Origin of the sequence: Agrococcus casei LMG 22410, from assembly GCF_900163565.1 — a bacterium.
Classification (GTDB): domain Bacteria; phylum Actinomycetota; class Actinomycetes; order Actinomycetales; family Microbacteriaceae; genus Agrococcus; species Agrococcus casei.
This window is the reverse complement of sequence record NZ_FUHU01000048.1, coordinates 34,204-54,957: the sequence shown is the minus strand read 5'-3', so window position 1 is coordinate 54,957 and position 20,754 is coordinate 34,204. Positions and strand designations below refer to the sequence as shown.

At 63.2% G+C, this 20,754-nt stretch carries 18 protein-coding genes; 3 read left to right on the top strand and 15 right to left on the bottom strand.

The window, feature by feature from the left end; all coding sequences use genetic code 11:
* Positions 1 to 776, top strand: a 776-nt coding sequence (locus tag CZ674_RS13865) for an ISL3 family transposase (protein WP_143244760.1), incomplete at its 5' end; no start/stop codon positions are given.
* On the opposite strand, the gene CZ674_RS13860 is transcribed toward CZ674_RS13865, so the two are convergent.
* From CZ674_RS13860 to CZ674_RS13835, 6 genes are all read right to left on the bottom strand, one after another.
* Positions 759 to 1,862, bottom strand: a complete 1,104-nt coding sequence (locus tag CZ674_RS13860; protein ID WP_086993111.1) for a DNA methyltransferase — start codon at positions 1,860 to 1,862, stop codon at positions 759 to 761. The genes CZ674_RS13865 and CZ674_RS13860 overlap by 18 nt on opposite strands.
* Before the next feature lie 447 nt (positions 1,863 to 2,309).
* Positions 2,310 to 5,444 carry a type I restriction endonuclease subunit R gene (locus CZ674_RS13855; RefSeq protein WP_086993110.1) on the bottom strand — a complete coding sequence of 1,045 codons (3,135 nt, stop codon included), beginning with the start codon at positions 5,442 to 5,444 and terminating at the stop codon, positions 2,310 to 2,312.
* Positions 5,441 to 6,604, bottom strand: a complete 1,164-nt coding sequence (locus CZ674_RS13850) for a restriction endonuclease subunit S (protein ID WP_086993109.1) — start codon at positions 6,602 to 6,604, stop codon at positions 5,441 to 5,443. The genes CZ674_RS13855 and CZ674_RS13850 overlap by 4 nt, the downstream gene beginning before the upstream one ends.
* Entirely contained in the window at positions 6,601 to 8,169 is a 1,569-nt protein-coding gene (locus tag CZ674_RS13845; protein WP_086993108.1) for a type I restriction-modification system subunit M, read from the bottom strand. Before CZ674_RS13845 ends, CZ674_RS13850 begins: the two co-directional genes overlap by 4 nt.
* A 94-nt stretch (positions 8,170 to 8,263) precedes the next feature.
* Positions 8,264 to 8,407, bottom strand: a complete 144-nt coding sequence (locus CZ674_RS13840; protein WP_081014865.1) for a TrmH family RNA methyltransferase — start codon at positions 8,405 to 8,407, stop codon at positions 8,264 to 8,266.
* Positions 8,408 to 8,413: 6 nt separating this feature from the next.
* On the bottom strand, positions 8,414 to 8,629 hold the full coding sequence (locus CZ674_RS13835) for a helix-turn-helix domain-containing protein (protein ID WP_081014864.1): 216 nt from the start codon (positions 8,627 to 8,629) through the stop codon (positions 8,414 to 8,416).
* 120 nt (positions 8,630 to 8,749) lie between these two features.
* Here CZ674_RS13835 and CZ674_RS14470 point away from each other — a divergent pair, with 120 nt between their 5' ends.
* Together CZ674_RS14470 and CZ674_RS13825 are read left to right on the top strand one after the other, a co-directional pair.
* Positions 8,750 to 9,634 (top strand): transposase, encoded by an 885-nt coding sequence (locus CZ674_RS14470; protein WP_234988611.1) that lies wholly within the window; start codon positions 8,750 to 8,752, stop codon positions 9,632 to 9,634.
* Positions 9,635 to 9,801: 167 nt separating this feature from the next.
* Positions 9,802 to 10,725: a toll/interleukin-1 receptor domain-containing protein gene (locus CZ674_RS13825; RefSeq protein ID WP_159457007.1), complete on the top strand. Its 924-nt coding sequence runs from the start codon at positions 9,802 to 9,804 to the stop codon at positions 10,723 to 10,725.
* A 62-nt stretch (positions 10,726 to 10,787) separates the two neighbouring features.
* On the opposite strand, the gene CZ674_RS13820 is transcribed toward CZ674_RS13825, so the two are convergent.
* The 9 genes from CZ674_RS13820 to murA form a co-directional block, all read right to left on the bottom strand.
* Positions 10,788 to 11,975 carry a serine/threonine protein kinase gene (locus CZ674_RS13820; RefSeq protein WP_086993106.1) on the bottom strand — a complete coding sequence of 396 codons (1,188 nt, stop codon included), beginning with the start codon at positions 11,973 to 11,975 and terminating at the stop codon, positions 10,788 to 10,790.
* A gap of 527 nt (positions 11,976 to 12,502) precedes the next feature.
* On the bottom strand, positions 12,503 to 13,576 hold the full coding sequence (gene ychF / locus CZ674_RS13815) for a redox-regulated ATPase YchF (RefSeq protein WP_086993105.1): 1,074 nt from the start codon (positions 13,574 to 13,576) through the stop codon (positions 12,503 to 12,505).
* A gap of 32 nt (positions 13,577 to 13,608) precedes the next feature.
* Positions 13,609 to 14,859 carry an alpha/beta fold hydrolase gene (locus CZ674_RS13810; protein WP_086993104.1) on the bottom strand — a complete coding sequence of 417 codons (1,251 nt, stop codon included), beginning with the start codon at positions 14,857 to 14,859 and terminating at the stop codon, positions 13,609 to 13,611.
* Between the two features lie 9 nt (positions 14,860 to 14,868).
* On the bottom strand, positions 14,869 to 15,765 hold the full coding sequence (locus CZ674_RS13805; protein ID WP_086993103.1) for an alpha/beta fold hydrolase: 897 nt from the start codon (positions 15,763 to 15,765) through the stop codon (positions 14,869 to 14,871).
* A gap of 39 nt (positions 15,766 to 15,804) precedes the next feature.
* On the bottom strand, positions 15,805 to 16,572 hold the full coding sequence (locus tag CZ674_RS13800; protein ID WP_086993102.1) for a CPBP family intramembrane glutamic endopeptidase: 768 nt from the start codon (positions 16,570 to 16,572) through the stop codon (positions 15,805 to 15,807).
* On the bottom strand, positions 16,573 to 17,691 hold the full coding sequence (locus tag CZ674_RS13795) for a D-alanine--D-alanine ligase family protein (protein ID WP_086993101.1): 1,119 nt from the start codon (positions 17,689 to 17,691) through the stop codon (positions 16,573 to 16,575).
* Positions 17,681 to 18,691, bottom strand: a complete 1,011-nt coding sequence (locus CZ674_RS13790) for an NAD(P)H-dependent glycerol-3-phosphate dehydrogenase (RefSeq protein ID WP_234988610.1) — start codon at positions 18,689 to 18,691, stop codon at positions 17,681 to 17,683. Before CZ674_RS13790 ends, CZ674_RS13795 begins: the two co-directional genes overlap by 11 nt.
* Positions 18,684 to 19,424, bottom strand: coding sequence for a lysophospholipid acyltransferase family protein (locus CZ674_RS13785; RefSeq protein WP_234988609.1), 741 nt, complete (start codon positions 19,422 to 19,424; stop codon positions 18,684 to 18,686). The genes CZ674_RS13790 and CZ674_RS13785 overlap by 8 nt, the downstream gene beginning before the upstream one ends.
* A 4-nt stretch (positions 19,425 to 19,428) precedes the next feature.
* Positions 19,429 to 20,745, bottom strand: a complete 1,317-nt coding sequence (gene murA / locus CZ674_RS13780) for a UDP-N-acetylglucosamine 1-carboxyvinyltransferase (protein WP_086993114.1) — start codon at positions 20,743 to 20,745, stop codon at positions 19,429 to 19,431.
* Positions 20,746 to 20,754 lie beyond the last annotated feature (9 nt).

Here is a 20,754-nt window from a genome sequence, read left to right as displayed (position 1 = left end):
AGCCGTCACACTGGCGGCATAAACCCCCCGACTCAACCAAACCCTCAGCAGACCCCTCACGCCTGCTGGACGTGGTCGAAGGTCGGTCGAAGAAGGCGTTCAAGGACTGGCTGGCCGAGCGGGACCAGGCTTGGCGCGATGGGATCGAGGTCGTGGCCATGGATGGGTTCGCGGGCTTCAAGACCGCCACTACCGAGGAGCTGCCGGACGCCGTCACGGTTATGGATCCCTTCCACGTCATCCGGTTGGCCGGGGACGCTCTCGATGAGTGCCGCCGCCGAGTCCAGCAGGAACTGCACGGACACCGCGGACGCAAGGGCGACCCGCTCTACACCGCGCGGCGGACCCTGCACACCGGGGCTGACCTGCTCACCGACCGCCAGCACGAGCGCCTTGACAAGCTCTTCGCTGGGGACCGGCACGTGCAAGTCGAGTGCACCTGGGGGATCTACCAGCGCATGATCTCCGCCTACCGTCACCCCGACCGGGCAGCCGGCCGCGTCGAGATGAGCTCCGTGATCGACGCCCTCGCCGACAGTGTGCCTGAGGCGTTGGTAGAACTGCGCAAGCTCGGCCGCACCCTGACCAGACGCGCCTGCGACGTCCTGGCCTACTTCGACCGGCCGCGCACGAGCAACGGACCTACCGAAGCCGTGAACGGTCGCCTCGAGCACCTGCGTGGCCTGGCCCTCGGCTTCCGCAACCCCACCAACTACATCGCCCGCGCACTCCTCGAAGCCGGCGGATTCAGACCACACCTACACCCCGAATTGTGAAGAGCCCCTAATAGGCCAGATCGGCGTCAGGCCATCCTGCGGACTGAAGTCAGGAGTTTCGTCAAGTGGCAATGCTTCGCCCGCGTGGCTGAGTCGCCCAGTCGACTCATCGAACCACACCGGATAGAACATATCTTTACGGTCAGCTCGAAGCGAGTCGTCGCCCGACCGCAAGAGCCCCTTCCATCGAGGCCTCTGCAGTTCCCCTTCAGCATCGGCCATGTCTCGATGCGTCAGAAGGTCGTCATCGACCGAACCGATTCGCGCGTCAGGACCAAATACAAAGAACGCATACTCTTCGACCCTCGAAAGATATCCCTGAGTAACGCCTTTAGGGTTGTTGACAATTGTGACGAGTTGCCGCGTAGATTCCGGGAAGAGCTGATCTAGCAACACGCCCAAACGGTTTACTTCATGCTCATCGATAGTTGCCACAAGAGTAGCATCGCTACGCATGAGCTCCCGACAGATCTTCAACCGTCGCTCCATGAACGCCAGCCATTTCGAGTGTCGATAGTCGTCATCACTCGCGACGTAATCGTTGTCGTACTTCCAGTCCCTCGCCCCGGTGTTGTACGGCGGGTCGATGTAGATGGCGTCGATGGAATGCCGGTGCGTATAGGTCAGCATCTCCAGCGCGTGGTAGTTCTCAGCGTTGACGACCGTGTGGAACGGCTTGTCGCCGCCCCGCTCAACCCTGCCTGTCTCCACCAGGCCGGGGTAGATGCGATCCCGGAACTCCGCGACGACCACCACGTCGTCGGCAAGCACTGCCCGAGTCTCGGGTTCTTCGACGTCGAGCTCCGCGAGATGAGCCACACGCTGCCCGTCGACGCACTCGATCCGAGTTGTCCACCACAGCCGTTGGTCACCTGCCTTTGTCCCCCCTCGCGGAGGCAGCACCCGCACCTTGTCGCCGCGACGGACGACCCTGCCGGGCAGCTCGACAGCCTCAGGCTGATGCTGCTCAAAGACGAGCCCGAAGGTGCGACGCTTGGTCAGCGCAGCGACCTCGGCTTCCAGGTCAGTACCAAGTTGCGCGTCCGCCTTGCGCACCTGCCGCAGCAGTTCCGTCAGTCTCGACACGGATAGGGCTCCTTCGTCATCATCCGTAGCGCGTCCGGGCTATTTCTTACTTCCCGACGTAAGTCCCGTCCGGAACTCCACCGCATTCCGGTGATTTCGGAACCTTTGGCGCTAAGGCTGTCCCTTTGCCGCCATATGACCTGAAACCAAGCTATCACCCAGGGTTCTGGCAGAGTCGCGAGGGTGCCAGCCGGCGCGCCACTGGACGGCTTGGCATGGCTACCCGACTCCCTCTACCGAGATGGGAGGTTTGGCCTACCGCCAACGCTGACCCAGTACGGACACTCGCCATCGTGGTTCCCCCAGTCGCAAGCGTGAGGGCCCTCGTGGTGGTGCCAGCCGCCGAAGCGACCAAGCTCCTCAGACCAGTGCTCACAGCGGATGACCTTCGGCGCGCGCTCGGGGTTGTCCTCGGTCATGAGCCCATGATCCCACTCATTGCTGGCCTCAGTCCCTAGACTCTTCATCCCCCGAGGCAAGCCCGCGGAACCGCTCGAAGAATCTGGAGAGCGCTTCGATGACCCGCTTCTTCTTGTCGCCGTGGTTGGACTCGCGGTTGAACCGTGACACTGGCTGCAAGATGCGGGTGATCTCAGTTCCCGCCGTGCGCAGCTGTCCGTCCCGGAACGCCTCATCCACGAACGACTGCGTCTCCTCCAGCTTGAGCTTGTGCGCTTCGATGAGCTCCTGAAGCTCAGCCTCGCGCTTCGCGGCGATATACGCCTGCCACTGCGCATCGACCGCGCCCAGCAGCGACACCGACTCGACGAAGTCCTCGACGAGATCGCGCTTGCTTCGCAGGGTCGGGCTCGCATCGACAGCGCGCGTGATCTCGGCGCGGACTTCCTTGTCCTCTCCGTCGCCCTTCTCGGCGCGGAGCTTCTCGACGAGCATGAGGATGTAGTCGACGTTGATCTCGACCTGCTTGACGAGCTCGATCTCGAACACGACGTCCTCGTTGATGACTTCTCTGTCGCCGTCACGATCGCGCGTGAACTCATCGCGGAGCCGCAGGTAGATGCTGGTGTAGTCCTGCCGCTGTCGCTCGGTCAGTGGGTCGTTGCCGTCGAAGTCGTCGAAGGACGTGAGGATGTTCTGCAGCCGCAGGATCGTGCCGAACAGCTGGATGAAGTCCTTCTGCGCCTGCTCCCCCACGATCTGCTGCCCAATTGGGAAGTGCGTGAGCAGTTCGGTGACCTTGTCGACATACTCGCCGTAGTAGTCGCCGTACGGTTTCAACAGGACGACGCCTCGGGCATCCTTGTTGCCGAACAGCTCCAGCGCGGCGTTCGTCTCTTCCTCGAGATCGCGGAAGGCGACGATGTTGCCGTAGGTCTTCACCGAGTTGAGGATGCGGTTCGTGCGCGAGTACGCCTGGATCAGTCCGTGGGCGCGCAGGTTCTTGTCGACGAACAGCGTGTTCAGCGTCGTCGCGTCGAAGCCGGTGAGGAACATGTTCACCACGATGACCAGGTCGATCTCGCGGTTCTTCATCCGCTGCGACAGGTCCTTGTAGTAGTTCTGGAACCGGTCGGCGCTCGTGTCGTAGCTGGTCCCGAACATGTCGTTGTAGTCCTGGATCGCATCTTCCAGGAACGAGCGCGCGTCAAGGTCGAGCGCATCGGTGTCGAACGCTTCATCATCGAGGATTCCGTCGGCTTCGGCCTCGTTCGCGCCGTAACTGAAGATCAACCCGACCTTCAGCCGCTTGTCCGGTGGCAGCTCCTCCATCTGTAGTTGGAACTGGTTGTAGTAACGGCGTGCGGCATCGATCGACGCCGTCGCGAACAGCGCGTTGAATCCGCGAACTCGTTTCCGCTCCTTGAGTCCCTCCGCCTGACGACGGCCCCGCACCGAGTCGGCGACGTTCGTCACGACGCCATGCTCGTAGCTCGATGAGCGCTTCGTCTTCTGATCGAAGTGCTCCAGGGTGTACGCCACGACGTCGCGGATCCGACGCACGTCCAGGAGAGCTCGCTCACGGTCGATCGCTGACACCTGCGAGTCGTCGGGGTTCCCGACCTTGATGGTGTTGATGTAGTCGATCCGGAACGGCAGCACGTTCTTATCGGTGATGGCGTCGACGATCGTGTAGGTGTGCAGTTTGTCGCCGAACGCCTGCTCAGTCGTGCGCAACTGTGGGTTGCCACCGCTGCCGGCGTTCGCGGCGAAGATCGGCGTGCCAGTGAACCCGAACACGTTGTACTTCTTGAACGCACGGGTGATGTCTGTGTGCATGTCGCCGAATTGCGACCGGTGGCACTCATCGAAGATGATCACAGCGTGGCCCGAGAAGACTTCGTGACCCTTGTTCGCCTTGATGAACGTCGACAACTTCTGAATCGTCGTGATGATGATCCGCGCACCGGGGTCCTCGAGCTGCTTCTTCAGCACCGCAGTGGACGTGTTCGAGTTCGCCGCGCCCTTCTCAAACCGGTCGTACTCGCGCATTGTCTGATAGTCGAGGTCCTTGCGGTCCACGACGAACAGCACCTTGTCCACACTCGGCATCTTTGATGCGAGCTGCGCCGCCTTGAACGAGGTGAGCGTCTTACCCGAACCAGTGGTGTGCCAGACATATCCTCCGGCGTCGAGTGTGCCGAGCGTCTTGTAGTTCGTCGAGATCTGGATCTTCTGCAAGATCCGCTCGGTCGCGACGATCTGGTACGGCCGCATCACAAGCAGGTCCCGATCCGCGGTGAGCACGCAGTACTTCGTCAGGATGTTCAACAGCGAGTGCTTCGCGAAGAACGTCTTCACGAACGCCGTCAGCTCGGTGATCGGCTTGTTGTTCGCATCGGCCCACCAACTGGTGAACTCGAATGAGTTACTCGTCTTCCTACCCCCGCCAGCACCACCAGAATTCTTCTGCTCGGCCAGGTGCCTGTTGCGAGTGCTGTTGGAGTAATACTTCGTGAGAGTGCCGTTGCTGATCACGAACAACTGCACGTACTCGAACAGGCCCGACCCCGCCCAGAAGCTATCGCGCCGATAGCGATTGATCTGGTTGAAGGCCTCCCGGATATCCACACCGCGACGCTTCAGCTCGATGTGCACCATCGGCAGCCCGTTGACGAGCACGGTCACGTCGTAGCGATTGGCGTACCTCGCACCGCCCTCGCCAGCGTCGCCCTCACCGCGTCCGATCTCGTACTGATTGATGACCTGCAGCCGATTGTTGTGGATATTCGTCTTGTCGATCAGCGCGATGTTCTTCGTCGTACCATCGTCGCGCCTGAGGATCTGGACGTGATCCTCCTGCACACGCACCGTCTTCTCGACGATGCCGTCGTTAGCACCTGCGATCTTCGTCGTAAAGAACTGCTCCCACTCGGCATCCGAAAAGGTGATCCTGTTGACCTTCTCGAGCTGCACGCGAAGATTCGCGACCAGCTCCGCCTCGGAGGTGAACGGCAGGTAGTCGTAGGCCTGCCCCTGAAGGAGTCGGACAATCTCCTTCTCGAGCGCGGACTCCGACTGATACGCATCAGCCTGCGACGGGTCGTGAACGTACTCCGCGACGACCGTGCTCTCCGACGAGACAGCGATCGGATCGTACGCACGCGCCGGAACATCGCTCATGCCGTCAGCTCCTTGAACGTCAGGAGCCGGTCACGGTAGTACTCGTACTGCTTGCGACGTGCCGTGAGCTCGGCCGGGAGGCCGATGCTGATGTCGTTGACGAGGGCGTCGAATTGGTCCAGGATTGTGACAATCTCGCGCTGGCGCTTCAAACTCGGAACCGGGACCGTCATCTCCCTTGCAACAGTCCAGTGCCGGTTGTACCCACGACTCGGAATCTCTAGTTGCTGGAAAGCAAAGAATGCGTATCGAGGTAGTACCCCCTCTCGAGCACGAAAGACTCGTGTGCCGTCCGCGCCGGGAGCAAAATCGTGATCGACCCACTTGACGGCACGAGTGTGGTCACCAAAAACGATATGCTCGCCGGCCGGAACGCGGAAGGAATCGTCATCCGTGAAACCGGCGATCGCAGACTTCCCTTGGTCGACAATTGGGATCGCGCTCCCGTCTCCGTAAGCGCCCCGCTTGACGCCTTTCGGAACTCGAACTGAGATCAGCAACTTCCCGAGCGGCTGGAGAGAATCGCGTTCTTCAGCACCCAGGAGCGCTCGGCGATAAAGCTCGTACTGGGCGCGTCGAGCTTCCAGCTCCGCTTCCAGCTCCGCTTCCAGCTCCGCTTCCAGCTGAGTGAACTTATCCAATACTCGCACGATCTCGCGTTGCACCTCGAGAGGTGGCACGGGGATGCGGAACTTCTTCACCACGTTGTCAGGAATAGCCGGATAGCTAGCACCGCGTTCGTTCGTTTGGACGTATTCGTAGAACGTGGCCGTTCCGAGAAGATGGAAGAGGAAGTTCGTCAGAATGCGATCGGTGTTCGCGCGAAGCACACAAAATCCGGTACTCGCTACCTGCCCGTCGTAATCCGCCGGAACGATGCAGTATCGCTTGAGCATCGGCCGCGTCGTCCCGAACAGAACGTCGCCTTCGCGCACCACTTGCTGCGCTCGACTCGGAGCGTTCTCTTTCGTGATCGTCTCTGTGCCGTTGATTGAATGCGTGACACGGTCAACCGTGCTGAGGTCGATGTAACGAAATTCGTCGGTCTGATCGAGGTCGTCCCAATGCACCTTCTCACTACGAGTGATGAGTTCCGCGATCGCCTCGTACTCCACACCGGACGGACACAGGTCCTGAATCAGTTCGTCGATGCGGCTCACCTGGAGCCCTCCAAGTCCGTCACGATCTCATCGATCGCCGTGCGGAGCTCGGCCTGGCGCTCGACGATGCGCGCGATCTCGGCGTTCAGCTCCGCGATGTCGACTTCCTCGCGAGTGTCCTCGGCCTCGACATACGACGACACCGCGATATTGTAGTCATTCGCCGCAATGTGCTCGTTGCCTACGATCGTGGCGAAGTGAGCCTGGGGCTCGCGCGTCGTGAACGCCTCGAGGATCCTCGCCTGGTGCTCCTCGAGCAGCTTGTTCTTGTTGCCGACGCGCTTGAACTCGGCCGACGCGTCGATGAATAGCACGTCGCCGGACTTCTTCGACTTCTTCAGCACGAGGATGCAGGTCGCGATCGTCGTGCCGAAGAACAGGTCCGGCGGCAACTGAATGACCGCATCGATGTAGTTGTTGTCGACCAGGTACTGGCGAATCTTCTGCTCAGCTCCCCCGCGGTACAGCACGCCGGGGAACTCGACAATCGCCGCCGTGCCGTTGACGGCGAGCCAGCTGAGCATGTGCATCGTGAAGGCGAGGTCGGCCTTCGATTTCGGCGCGAGGACGCCGGCTGGCGAGAATCGCTCGTCGTTGATCAGGAGCGGGTTGGCGTCGCCTTCCCACTTGATCGAGTAGGGCGGGTTGGAGACGATCGCCTCGAACGGCTCGTCGTCCCAGTGGGCGGGGTCGAGTAGTGTGTCGCCGTGCGCGAGGTTGAAGTCCGCGTAGTTCACGTCGTGCAGGAACATGTTGATCCGCGCGAGGTTGTACGTGGTCAGATTGATCTCCTGACCGTAGAACCCCTGGCGGACGTTGTTCTTCCCGAGCACCTTGTCGAACTTCAGCAGCAGCGACCCCGATCCGACGGCCGGGTCGTAGACCTTGTTGACCTGCTTCTTGCCGACCACAGTGATGCGCGCCAGCAGCTCCGAAACCTCCTGCGGCGTGTAGTACTCACCACCGGACTTACCCGCGTTGGCCGCATACATCTGCATCAGGTACTCGTAGGCATCACCGAACAGATCGATCGAGTTGTCCTCCCACCGCGCCAGCGGCAGATCACCGATCGCGTCGAGCAGCTTCACCATCTTCTGATTGCGCTTGGCAACAGTTGAGCCCAGCTTGTTGCTGTTGACATCCAAGTCGTCGAACAGACCCTTGATGTCATCCTCACTGTCCGTACCCATCGCCGACGCTTCGATGTTCTTAAAAACCCGCTCGAGCGTCTCGTTGAGATTCTCGTCGCCCGAGGCACGATCGCGCACATTGGCGAACAGGTCGGACGGCAGGATATAGAACCCCTTCTCCGCGACGACCTCGTCGCGAGCGAACTCCGCGTCGGAATCCGCCACCAGCCGGTAGTCGAACGACACGTCGCCCGCATCGTGCTCGTGCTTGTTGAGGTACGCCGTGAGGTTCTCGGAGATGAAGCGATAAAACAGCATGCCCAGCACGTAGGACTTGAAGTCCCACCCGTCGACGCTGCCACGCAGGTCGTTCGCGATGCGCCAGATCGTCTTGTGCAACTCAGCTCGCTGCGCCTCTTTGGTGGTCGGTGCCATAGGTCGTGCTCCTCCGCGCCACTGCGCAATCACGGTGTTGGGGTATTTGCTCTCACGATATCGGGTGCCACTGACACTCGGGCTTCCCGCATCATCACCGCGTCGACTCGTTGAACGCCACAGCCGCTGCGGCCGTCATGTTCAACGAGTCGACGCGGCCACTCATCGGGATCGTGACCCGGCAATCGAGCAGTGCGTCGGTCTCAGGCGTGATGCCGTGGCCCTCCAGCTCACGCAACGAGCATCACCGACGAACGATTAGTGCGTGCGCCTCGACGCCGAGTTGCTCGGCGAGGGCGTCGACCGAATCCAGCGTGAGGTTGCGCTCGCCACGCTCGATGCCGGCAAGGTACCGAGTCGACACTCCGAGTTCTTCGGCAAGACCTTCCTGCGACAGGTGGCGCACAAGACGCAGGTCGCGCACCTGCGCTCCGAGCACCTTCTTCAGCGGTTCTGTCACACATCCAGCCTCATGCCTGGTAGTCATGACTTCCAGGAAGTTATCGCTTCCAGTTGCGGCCCGGGTGTTCGCGCACGACTCGCCCCGCGCCCGCATCAGACCTCGAAGGAGAGCGTGACGATGCCCGACCCACAACAGATCCCAGAGGACGGCCCGAACGCCCTCCCCCGCGTCCTGCACACACCACGCAGCAGGGCACTGCTCTCGGAATCGTGGGCCCAAGCGGAGGAGGCAAAGCGAGAGGAGTGGGCAGGCAACGACCCCCAGTTGCCGTATGAAGCCTATGCGGCGGGCGAACCATGCCGCGCGTGTGGGCGTGCCCTTCTCGGTGAGCCGGCCCTGGGCACGGACGAAGAGAGCCTTGCGCGGATCGACGCCGATAATGCCGAGTTCCGAGTCGAGCACACGGCATGCAAGATGGGTGTTTGGCGTCTCGAGAACAACAGGGTGGAGCACTGTCATCTGTGCTGCCCGTTCCCGCCGCTTTCGCCGGCTCAGCGCGATGAGCTCCGACAGCTCCTGTACCCGCCCTCATTGCACATCGACCGCAGCGCCACCTGGCGAGTGGAACTGACCTGCCAGCACGTCGAGACCTTGGTCGGGCACTCCCCTCGCTACGTGGAACCAACCGTCCAATGCACCGAATGCGCTGTCATCCGCGGCGTGGTCAAAGCCGTGCGACTCGATGACCAGGCGAAGAACGGTGACGACAGCACCGACATCGAGAGACTCCAGCCTGGCTATCAACGACTCACGGATGAACAATGGAGCTGGATCAAGCACATCGTTCATTCAGAAGAGGGCCCTCGCCGCGGGCGTCCACGCACTGACGTACGCACGATCGTCGACGCGGCTCTCTACAAGACCCGCACCGGCATCACGTGGCGCGAGCTCCCCGCAGAGTTCGGGTCATGGCAGACCGCCTCACGCCGGCACCGCGAATTGATCGCAAGCTCCCAGTGGGACGAGATCACTCGCACTCTGACGGAACGAGACCTGCCCTAGTGAATGAGGTCGTCCAGGCCCTACTCCACGCCGACAGGTCGCTCCCGGTGTCGCCAATACGGTGCCGAGTCTGGCCATGGCCCCAATTTGTCCGTCGCCGACCGTAGTCTCCTGATGACAGCTGCTCACGTGCGAGCAGCACTCAGCCGATCGGAATGAGGAAACCCATGGGCGCTGACCTGTTCATCTCGTACGCCTGGACGTCGGAGAGGCACCGCGAGTGGGTGCGCCTGCTCGCTGCGCAGCTCAAGGCACTGGGGTTCGACGTCCTGGTTGATGCCGACGTCGACTACGGCGACGACCTGAGCGGATTCATGCGCCGAGTCGCGGACTGCGAGCACGTTCTGCTAGTCGTGGACCAGAACTACGTCGAACGAGCCGACACCAAGCCCGAGTCAGGTGTGGGCAAAGAGAGCCGCTGGATAGCCGAGGTCTACGAGGACCGCGCCCCTGCCTGGCTCTCCACCCTCTTCGTCGACAACGCCTCGTGCGCCCTGCCAGCATGGTTCGGCGACCGGATGCCCAAGGGCTTCGATTTCAATCACTCCCCCGGCAGCCAGCAGGAGTTCCCCGGGGCAGGGCAGATCGAGGATCTGTGGCGCTGGGTCGCAGGGCTGCCGGCCAACCGCGACAGCGCTACACCTATCGCGACTCTACGTGAGCGAGCCACACGGCTCGAGCGGCAGGACCTGAGCAGTTCCCCAGCCCAATGGAGAAGTCCACATCTCGTCGGCGAGACCCACTTCATGTACGAAGACGCGCCCGGTAACAGGTTCCATTGGGGCTGTGGAGCTTCTGAGTTCGCGCTCGATATCAGCGGACGCTCGTACGACTCGGTGTACGTGCACAAGGACCCAATCAAGTCCGTCGGCCTGATCCGAGGCAACGACGTCGACGACGCCGATCTCGCACAGCACCTCACGCCCGGACGATCTGTCACTCCACAGGTTGGCCACAGCGTCGTGCTCATGAATGCGCACGGGCGACTGGCCGTCGTCGAAATCCTCCGGGTACAGCACGAGGACACCAACGGCAGTCAATACGTCCCACCCTTCGTCGACTTCCGCTGGAGAGTCGTCGAATCGTCCTGACCGTCACTCCGCACACGAAGGAGCTCATATCGCCGTCCGTGGCCGGCGCGAAGCGTGGAAGTCTACGCTGGGGCTTCGCCAGTCACGGTCGTGTCCAGTGCCTCAACGTCAGCGATCAGGTCCATCACCGACTGGTAGCGCCGGCCAGGCTGAGAATCGACGCACTTGTGGATGATCTGCTCGATCGGAGTTGCATCGTTCCGCCCGGTGCTTTTCCGCCCAGTGAAGATGTACAGCAGTACGAAGCCAGCCGCGAAGATGTCATGGACAGCAGTGAAGTCCTTGAACGAGCCGAGAGCTGGATCGATCTTCGTACCCTTGAGTTCGGTCTCCGTCATCGTGAACTCGGACCCTTTGAGCTTGGCCAGGCCGAAGTCGGACAGTTTAACCAGCACAGCTGAACCGCCGAAGGTGCGGAGCAAGACGTTCTTGGTGCTCAGATCCCGGTGGAAGTGCCCCTTGGAGTGGATGAAGTTAAGGCCGTAGAGGAACTGCAGCGCGATTCGCTTGCGGGTGGTCGGGCCGAAGCCTGGCTGATTGTTGCGTTTCGCAACGTACTCCTCCAGCGAGGTGTCGCAGTGTTCCATGGTGTACGACCAGTCCGACTCCTTGAAGTTGAAGACCTCAAGGACATACGGGAACTGAAGCTCTTTCATCAGCTCGAACTCCCGGCGGAAGCGCTCCTTCTCCCGATCATCAGCCCCTGGTTTGAGCTTCTTCCTTGCCAGGGTCATGCCGTAGTTCGGATCAGTGAACCGATGAACCAAGGCGAATGCACCCTCACCGATGGGCGTCAGCTTCACAATGCGGGAATCGGACACTGGTACGGCTTGGTCACCAAGGCTGAAGACTGGCGCGTAGCTTTCGACCTCGACGGGAGTGAAGCCTTCTGGGATGGGGCTCCCTCCACTATCAACGAGCCATGCCGGCGCGTTCTCGATGACCCGCTGGTACTCGGGAGCCATGGTCAGCGAGTGACCGGCCTTGTTGAGCATCGTGCGGGCTTCGGTCAAGAGGTCGATGAGACCTAGTAAGTTCCTCGAGTTGTCAGCATTGAAGTGCCCGCTGCTACCACCACGGGCCTTGTAGTTCATGTGCTTGAACTCGATATCGAGGCCAGCGTGGATGTAGGCGAAGGCCCGGGGCAGGACCTGCTCCCGGCGGTACAACTCGAGGTAGGTCGAGTCGATGTCTCTCTCATAGAACGTGCGCTCAAAGCGCTCCACCCGCTCCTGCTCCATGGTCTTCATACCTCGAGGCTATCGATGACCTGTGAAGGAGTCTCCGAACTGCTCCACATGGCGTATCCCGAGCAGCCGCAGGAGCTGGCGTGGCCTGACCGCCTATGGCATCTAGCCCCGGTCACGGCTCGCTCTCGCCGTCGCCAGCGTCTCCGCCAAGCACCCGCAAACACTGGTGACTCGACCAGTGCCTGCGGCCTCCGCTGGTTACGCTCGGAAGCATGGACGGTATGTCAATGAAGGCTGATCTCCCAAGCATTGAATATTGAGTCGGAGTGATTTTTGAATCAGCGCTCGCGCCGAAAGGCCGCCCGTCGAACGACTCGAACCCGATCCGGAACAGGCCAACCGAGGCCGCTTGCCATCGACGCTCATGCACCCACGCAAAGAGAATCGTCCCCTGCGGAACTTCCGCAGGGGACGATCAAAAGAGCAGGTCAGCGCGACAAACGCTTAGCAACTGATGGTAAAGCGGAACCTGTCCATCGAACCCAACCGGAGGCCGAGAAGATAAAACCCCTGGTCAGAGGCCCTTTTTAGACATTGAACCTGAATTCAACCACGTCACCATCAACCATGACGTAGTCCTTGCCCTCCATGCGCACACGGCCGGCAGCCTTCGCATCCGCCATCGATCCGTGCTTGTCGAGATCCTCGAACGACACGATCTCGGCCTTGATGAAGCCGCGCTCGAAGTCGGTGTGGATCACACCGGCCGCCTGCGGAGCCGTCGCACCCTTGCGAATCGTCCAGGCACGAGCCTCCTTGGGCCCCGCCGTGAGATACGTCTGCAGACCAAGAGTCTCAAACCCAACGCGCGCAAGTTGATCGAGACCAGACTCGTCCTGGCCGAGTGACTGCAGCAGTTCGAGCGCTTCGTCAGCCTCAAGGTCGATGAGCTCCGACTCGACCTGCGCGTCGAGGAACACAGCCTTGGCCGGCGCCACAAGATCAGCAAGCTCCTGCTTCTTCGCCGGGTCAGAGAGCACTGCCTCGTCGACGTTGAAGACAAACAGCACCGGCTTCGCCGTCAGCAGCCCGAGCTCGCGAATCGGCGCGACGTCGAACCCGGCCTGCGTGAGCGTCTCACCCGTGTTCAGGATCTCAAGTGCATCCTTTGCTGCCTGCAGCGTCGCGGGGTCGGCCTTCTTGCCCTTGACCTCTTTCTCGAGACGCGTGATCGCCTTCTCGAGGGTGTCGACATCGGCGATGATCAGCTCGGTGTTGATCGTGTCCATGTCGGCCGCCGGGTCGACGCGACCGTCGACGTGCGTGACGTCTTCATCCGCGAATCCGCGCACGACCTGAGCAATGGCATCTGCCTCGCGAATGTTCGCCAGAAACTTGTTGCCGAGCCCCTCGCCCTCGCTCGCGCCGCGCACGATGCCGGCGATGTCGACGAACGACACTGGAGCTGGCAGCAGTCGTGCGGATCCGAAGATCTCTGCAAGCCGGTCGAGCCGCGCATCCGGCAGCTCGACGACTCCGATGTTGGGCTCGATCGTCGCGAACGGGTAGTTCGCTGCGAGAACCGTGTTCTTGGTCAGTGCGTTAAAGAGGGTCGACTTGCCCACATTGGGGAGTCCCACGATTCCGATAGTCAGTGCCACAGTCGACCAGTCTACTTGGCGTTCTCGCGCTGCTAGCGCAGACGCTTACCTGAGGCCAGATCGAAGAGGTGCTCGAGCACGTCTCCCCCGCTCGACCGCAGCCCCGAGTGCTCGTGCTCACTCGTCACCAGCAGCCGCAGACCAGGCATCAGCTCGGCGGTCGCAAGCGAGTGCTCCATGGGCACGAACACGTCGTTGACGTAGACCGCGGCTGCTCCAGCGACATCGGATGCGCGAATCGCCTCAGCGTCGTAGAGCGCGGGCCAGTCGTGGTCGGCAAGCAGATCTGCCACCTCGGCCCACTCCTGCAGCGACGGCACTGTGTCAAACCATTCGCGTCGCACATGCTCGCCGGTGAACAGGGTCCCGTCGTCGACGAAGTCCTGCGGCATGACCCGCTCGGCAGCCCAGCGCGTTGCTCCCCCGTCGGCCCAGCACGACTCGTGCAGCACCGCGTAGACGGGGTTGCGACCGGAGAACGGCAGGGCCTGCGCGAGATCATGCAGAAAGCGATTCGACGCGAAGTCGGCGTCGAGCAGCGTGTGCAGCTGCAGCCACGCGTCGTTGCTGCCGAGCAGATGCCCGAGGCTGCGCACGCGCGAGGGGCTCACAACCTCACCGTCGGGCAGCACGACCGACCCGGACGCGGCCTGCTGCAGCAATGCGCGCATCCGCTCTCTGTGCGCCGGGAACCGCCGGTAGTATTGCTCGGATGCGCGGCGCATCTTCTCGTACGTGGTGCTGTAGGCGTCGTCGATCGAGCCGCCGACGTTCGGCAGCCCGCCCGTGAAGAAGACGCGATCGAGCGACTCGGAGTGCTCGCTCACATACCGAAGCGCGGTGAAGCCGCCGAATGACTGCCCCAGCAGGCTCCAGCGCTCGACGCCGAGATGCTCGCGCAGCGCTTCGCAGTCGCGCACGATCGCGTCAGCGCGAAAGTGCTGCATGTATTCGGCGAGGTGGTCGGCGCCACCGGCCAGCGACCGGTCGTCAATCGCCGACGAAGCGCCGGTGCCGCGCTGGTCGAGGAACACGACGCGATGGTGCTCGAGCGCCGTGCGCAGCCAGGGCGGCGAGTGCGGATCGAGTGATGGCCGAGGCGACTCAACGCCCGGGCCGCCCTGCAGATACACGAGCAGCGGAAGATCGCCGCCGCCCTCACGCGCGACCACACGGGCGAACACGGTGATCTCACGAGAGTCTGACGCATCCGCCGTGAGGGAAACACGAATCTCGACGTCATCGAGCGACAGGGATCCGAGGCTGTTCGAACTGGTCTGCATGCCAGCATGCTAGCTGCCCTGCGCGGTTCGCCTCGCCTCGATCTCGGCGAAGAACCCCTCGAGCGCGTTCTTGAAGATGGTCGGCTTCTCGAGCTGCGCCCAGTGTCCGCAGCTCGGAATCAGATGGATGCGCGCATCGGGCATCAGCGCAGCCGCGACCTGCGAGTCCTGCGGGCAGACCATGGGGTCTTCGGCACCGTGGAAGAACAGGGTGGGCGTCTCAATCTCGTGCACTCGCGAACGGAGGTCGTTCTTCATGCCCCACGGCCCGAGGGTCGCCTGGTTGTAGCGGGCGTAGCCGACGTTCGCGCCGGGTCGTTGCTGTTCTGCGACGAACTCGCGCAGCACGGCATCAGGAAGCGTGCTCGACTCGTGGATGATGCCGCGAACCATGCGCTCGGCCTGTGTCGTCACCATGCGCGAGAGCCCGAACAGCACAGCATCGGGCAGCTTGCCCGCAGCCCATGACGAGAACTGCACCGCCTTGCCGCGCAGCACCGGCGAGAGTCCGCCGGGTGCGACCAGCACAATCCCGGCGAGGCGTTCGGGATGCAGGAGCGCCACGTTCAGCACGACGTCGCCGCCCATCGAGACCCCAGCCATCAGCACCCGGTCGAGGCCGAGCGCATCCAGCACCTCGATCGTGAACTCGGCCATGGCCGCTGGCCCGCCGAGCGGATCGATGTTCGCTGTCTCACCGAAGCCGGGAAGGTCGAAGGCGATGACATCGCGGTCGTCGCCGAAGTCCGAGAACGCGAAGTGCCACGAGATCGCGGCATTGTCGGTGCCGCCGCCGTGCACCAGCACCAGCGGCGTTCGCCCGGGCGCGGCTGCCGTTCTGCGAAGCACCCTCACCTGGCCGCCGCGCACAGCAGCACGCTCTTCTGTCGCCTGATGAGGAATCATAAACTGAGGCTAACAGGCCTCAGCCGCGCCGCGCATCCGTCAAGAGGTGGATATTTCGGCCGCTCTCGCCGTTCGGCGCTTGGTCGCGACGACGAACATCGCCATGAACACAGCTGTGACGACCACGGCAGCGATGGCGACTGCGATCTGCACCTGGACTCCCCCGATGCCTGCCATGAACATCACCGGCAGCGTGAGCAGCCAGTGCACGAGCGCCGTGGTTGCGACGCGCTGCCAGGCGGCGCCGTTGCCGAGGTGGCCCAGCAAGATGCCCAGCGGCACGTACGTTGCGAACAGCAGCAGTCCGGTCAGCAGATCGGTGAGTGCCGACACATGCCACAGCGACCACAGCATGCCGACGATGACGGCTGCCCCGATCCTCGGCATGCGGCTCTCGAGCAGCGGCTGCAGGTAGCCGCGCCAGCCGATCTCCTGCACGACAGCACCGGCGAGACCGCCGAGCAGCGCAACGATGACGGTGCCAGCACCTGTGCGAGAGAGGTCGACGCCCGGAACACCGAACAGCGTCAGCCCCGCCCAGACGATCAGTGCGAAGACCAGCGCGGCTGCAACGCCCAGGATCGTGTGCGCGATCCACTGCTTGCGAGCGACCGGCGACGGCCCGTTCGGCATCGACGACGCTGAGACCAGCAGAGCGGCTGCGATCGCACCGATCAGTGGCCCCAGCTGATGCAGCTGAAAGGCCTCGCCTGCGAGCCCGTAGACCTCTTCGAGAAGCCGGAGGCCGAACGTCGACGCGATCGTGACGACTACGAAGATGACGAACGAGAGCGCGTACCCGCGCATTCAGCGCTCCTCTTGCAGAGCCAGCTCGATCAGCTCGGTGATGAGCTCGCGATACTCGATGCCGGTCTCGCGCCACACGACCGGATACATCGAGATCGGGGTGAATCCGGGCATGGTGTTGATCTCGTTGAGCACGAGCTGGTCATCGGGCGTCACGAAGAAGTCGACACGCGCGAGTCCAGCTCCGTCGATCGCCTCGAATGCACGGATGGCCGTCTGCTGCAGGCGCTGCGTCACCTCTTCAGAGAGGTTGGCAGGGCATTCCGTGCGCACGCCGTCTGCGTCGCCGTACTTGGCCTCGAAGTCGTAGTAGCCGCTGTCGACGACGATCTCGCCCGGCAGCGACACACGAGGCGCTGCTCCGCCGCGGCCGCCGAGCACGCCCAGCTCGATCTCGCGCCCGGTGATGCCCTCTTCAATGAGCACGCGACCGTCTTCTGCGAGCCCCTTCTGCATGGCCGCATCGAGCTCGTCGATCGTCGACACACGCGACACCCCGACGCTCGAACCGGCTCGTGCCGGCTTCACGAATAGGGGCAGCTGCATCCGCGATGCGCGCTCGCGCACCGACTCAGGCGAGTCGCGCCACTTGCGACGCGAGACCGTGAACCACGGAGCGACGGTGATGCCGGCGTGCTCGAGCACAGTCTTGGTGAAGTGCTTGTCTTGCCCGACGGCGCTCGCCAGGATTCCGGCGCCGACGTACGGGCGGTCGAAGAGCTCGAGCATGCCCTGAATCGTGCCGTCTTCGCCGAAGCGACCGTGGAACAGCGGAAAGAACACGTCGATGCGATCGAAGTCGATGTCGCCGGTCGCGGAGTGCAGCACCAGCCCCTTGCCGCCTGCACGGTTCTCGAGGGCGACCTCGCTGGAGGCACCGTCGATGATCGCGGCGCCCTCGCTGCTGTCTTCGTCGATCTCGACCTTGTGCTCGAGCGAGAAGTGCAGCTCGCGCGGGTCGACCTGCAGCCACTTGCCCTGCTTCGTGATCACGATCGGCACCGGCTCGAACCGCTCGCGGTCGATGTTGTCGATCACTCCGGCGGCAGTCACGAGCGAGATCGTGTGCTCGCTCGAGCGGCCCCCGAAGAGAATGCCGACGCGCAGCTTAGAAGTCATGGGTCTCTCCCTCAGGCTCATTGCCGGTGGTCAGGTGAGGTGCGATCTCGCGCGGCAGCATGCGACCCAGCAGAACGGCACGCACCTGGTCGAGGATGGGCATGCGCACGTCGCGCAGTTCGGCAAGCGAGGCAATCGGCTCGACAGATGCGAGACCCTCGGCCACCTGCTGCATGCGCTCGACGACGTCGTCGCGGCTGTAGCCCATGCCGAGGAGCCGGCCGGCCGAGAAGTTGCGCGACAGCGGAGAGTTGCAGGTCGCGATCAGGTCGCCGAGCCCTGCGAGACCATGCATCGTGGTGCGCTCGGCACCGTGTGCAACGGCGAACTCGGTGACCTCGGCAAGCCCTCGTGTGAGGATCGACGCCTTCGTGTTCTCGCCATAGCCGACGCCGTCGACGATGCCGATGGCCAGGGCGACGAGGTTCTTCAGCACGCCGCCGTATTCGGTTCCGACGACATCGGTGTTGACGAACGACGTGAAGTAGCTGTTGCGCGCTGTGCGAGCCACAGCCATCGCGGTCTCGGAGGAGTCGCTCGCGACCACCGCCGCCGTGGGCTCTTCGCGGGCGATCTCGAGTGCGAGGTTGGGCCCGCTGACAACCGCGATGCGGTCGCTGTCGATGCCCCCAGCCTCGGCGATGACCTCGCTCATGCGCATCATCGTGCTCGCCTCGACGCCCTTCATGAGGCTCACGACCGGCACACCAGCCGGGATGCTCTCGCTGACGTCGTCGAGCAGTGCGCGCAGCTGCTGGCTCGGCACGCACAGGAACACCTGGTCTGCGCCTTCGAGCACGCTCCTGGCATCGCTGTCGGCACGGAGGCCCTCGGGCAGCGTCACGCCCTGCAGGTACTGCGTGTTGCGTCGCGACTCGTTGATCTCGTGCGCGAGCTCGGCTCGACGCGCCCACAGCCTCGTGTCGGCACCGCCGTCTGCCAGAACCTTGGCGAAGGTCGTGCCCCAGCTCCCGGCTCCGAGAACTGCGACCCTATTCACTGAACCGCCCGGTCTCGCTCTGACCAGCCCGGGCAGGGTCCCAGCGTTCCTTGGGAGGCTCGAGTCCGCGAAGCTCGCCGACCAGAGCCGAGATGCTGTTCATCAGCTCGGCCGTCGCCGCAGTCACCTGCTTGTTGCTGTGGCTGCTCGTGACACCAGACAGGTCGATCGGCGCACCGAACACGACGTCGATGCGCTTGCGCGGAAACGGCCGGATGCCGCGGCCGTAGCGGGGCATGAGCCGGTGGGTTCCCCAGTGGGCAGCGGGAATCAGCGGGATGCCCGCGTCGACGGCAAGCCTGACGGCGCCGTTCTTGCCGCGCATGGGCCACATCTCAGGGTCGCGGGTCAGCGTGCCCTCGGGGTACACAATGACCCCGGCCTGGTCTTCGATGATCTGCGCTGCGGCATCCATCGGTGCTGATCCGCTGGTCTTGGTGCGGCTTCGCTCGACCGGAATCTGCTTGAGCCCGTTGAGGATCTGCTTCACCACCGGGATCTTCCAGAGTGACGCCTTGGCCATGAAGTGCGGAGCACGCCCCGACTTCCAGACCGCGACACCCATGACGATCGGGTCGATCTCGGAGTAGTGGTTGGGGGCCAGGATGAACGGCCCCTCCTGCGGCAGAGCCTCAGGGTTGCGGACGCGCACTCTGGCCATCGCACCGAACACGGGCAGGGTCACCGCGGCAGTTGCGTGGAATGCCGCGGTCTTCTCACGTGACTTGGCCACGGGTCTAGCCGATCACCTCGAAGTCGACACCGAGCGTCTGCATCTTCTCGAGGAAGTGCTCATAGCCGCGTGCGATGATGCCGACGTTCTTGATCGTGGACTCGCCCTCAGCCGTCAGCGCGGCGACGAAGTGGCTGAATCCTCCGCGAAGGTCGGGAACCGTGATGTCTGCTCCGTGCAGCTCGACCGGGCCCGCGATGACAGCAGAGTGCTGGTAGTTGCGCTGGCCGAAGCGGCACGCGTGGCTGCCCAGGCACTCGGTGTGGATCTGGATGTACGCGCCCATCTTCACGAGGGCCTCCGTGAATCCGAACCGCTGCTCGTAGACCGTCTCGTGCACGATCGAGATGCCGTTGGCCTTCGCCAGGGCGACCACGAGCGGCTGCTGCCAGTCGGTCATGAACCCGGGGTGCACATCCGTCTCGACGACGACGGGCTTGAGATCGCCGCCGGGGTGCCAGAAGCGAATGCCGTCGTCCTGTACCTCGAACGCGCCTCCGGCCTTGCGGAAGACGTTGAGGAAGGTGATCATCTCGGGCTGCTGTGCGCCCTCGAGGAACACGTCGCCGCCGGTCGCGAGTGCCGCACAGGCCCAGCTCGCAGCCTCGTTGCGGTCGAAGAGCGCGGTGTGGCTGTATCCGTCGAGCGAGTCGACGCCCTCGATGCGGATCGTGCGGTCGGTGTCGACCGAGATGACTGCGCCCATCTTCTGCAGGATGTTGATGAGATCCATGATCTCGGGCTCGACTGCTGCTCCGCTGAGCTCAGTGCGTCCCTTGGCCATGACCGCGGTCAGCAGCACCTGCTCGGTTGCGCCGACCGACGGGTAGGGCAGGTTGATCTTCGCGCCGTGCAGCCCTTCGGGAGCAGACATGCGGATGCCCGTGGGCAGCTTGTCGACGACGGCACCGAAGTTGCGCAGCACGTCGAGGTGGAAGTCGATGGGGCGATCGCCGATGTGGCAGCCGCCGAGGTCGGGAATGAACGCTTCGCCGAGGCGGTGCAGCAGCGGGCCGCAGAACAGGATCGGGATGCGGCTCGAGCCAGCGTGCGCGTTGATCGAGGTCTCGTGTGCGCGCTCGACGTTTGCGGGGTCAAGCCGCAGCGTGTCGCCGTCGCTCTCGACGACGACGCCGTAGACCTCGAGCAGACCGCGGACGACCTGCACATCGCTGATCTCGGGCACGCTGCGCAGCTCGCTGGGCGTCTGGCCGAGCAGTGCTGCGACCATCGCCTTGGTGACGAGGTTCTTGGCGCCCTTCATCTTGAGGCGCCCCTGAATGGGCTTGCCGCCGCGCACACGGATGGCGTCGGCGGTCATGCCCACGGA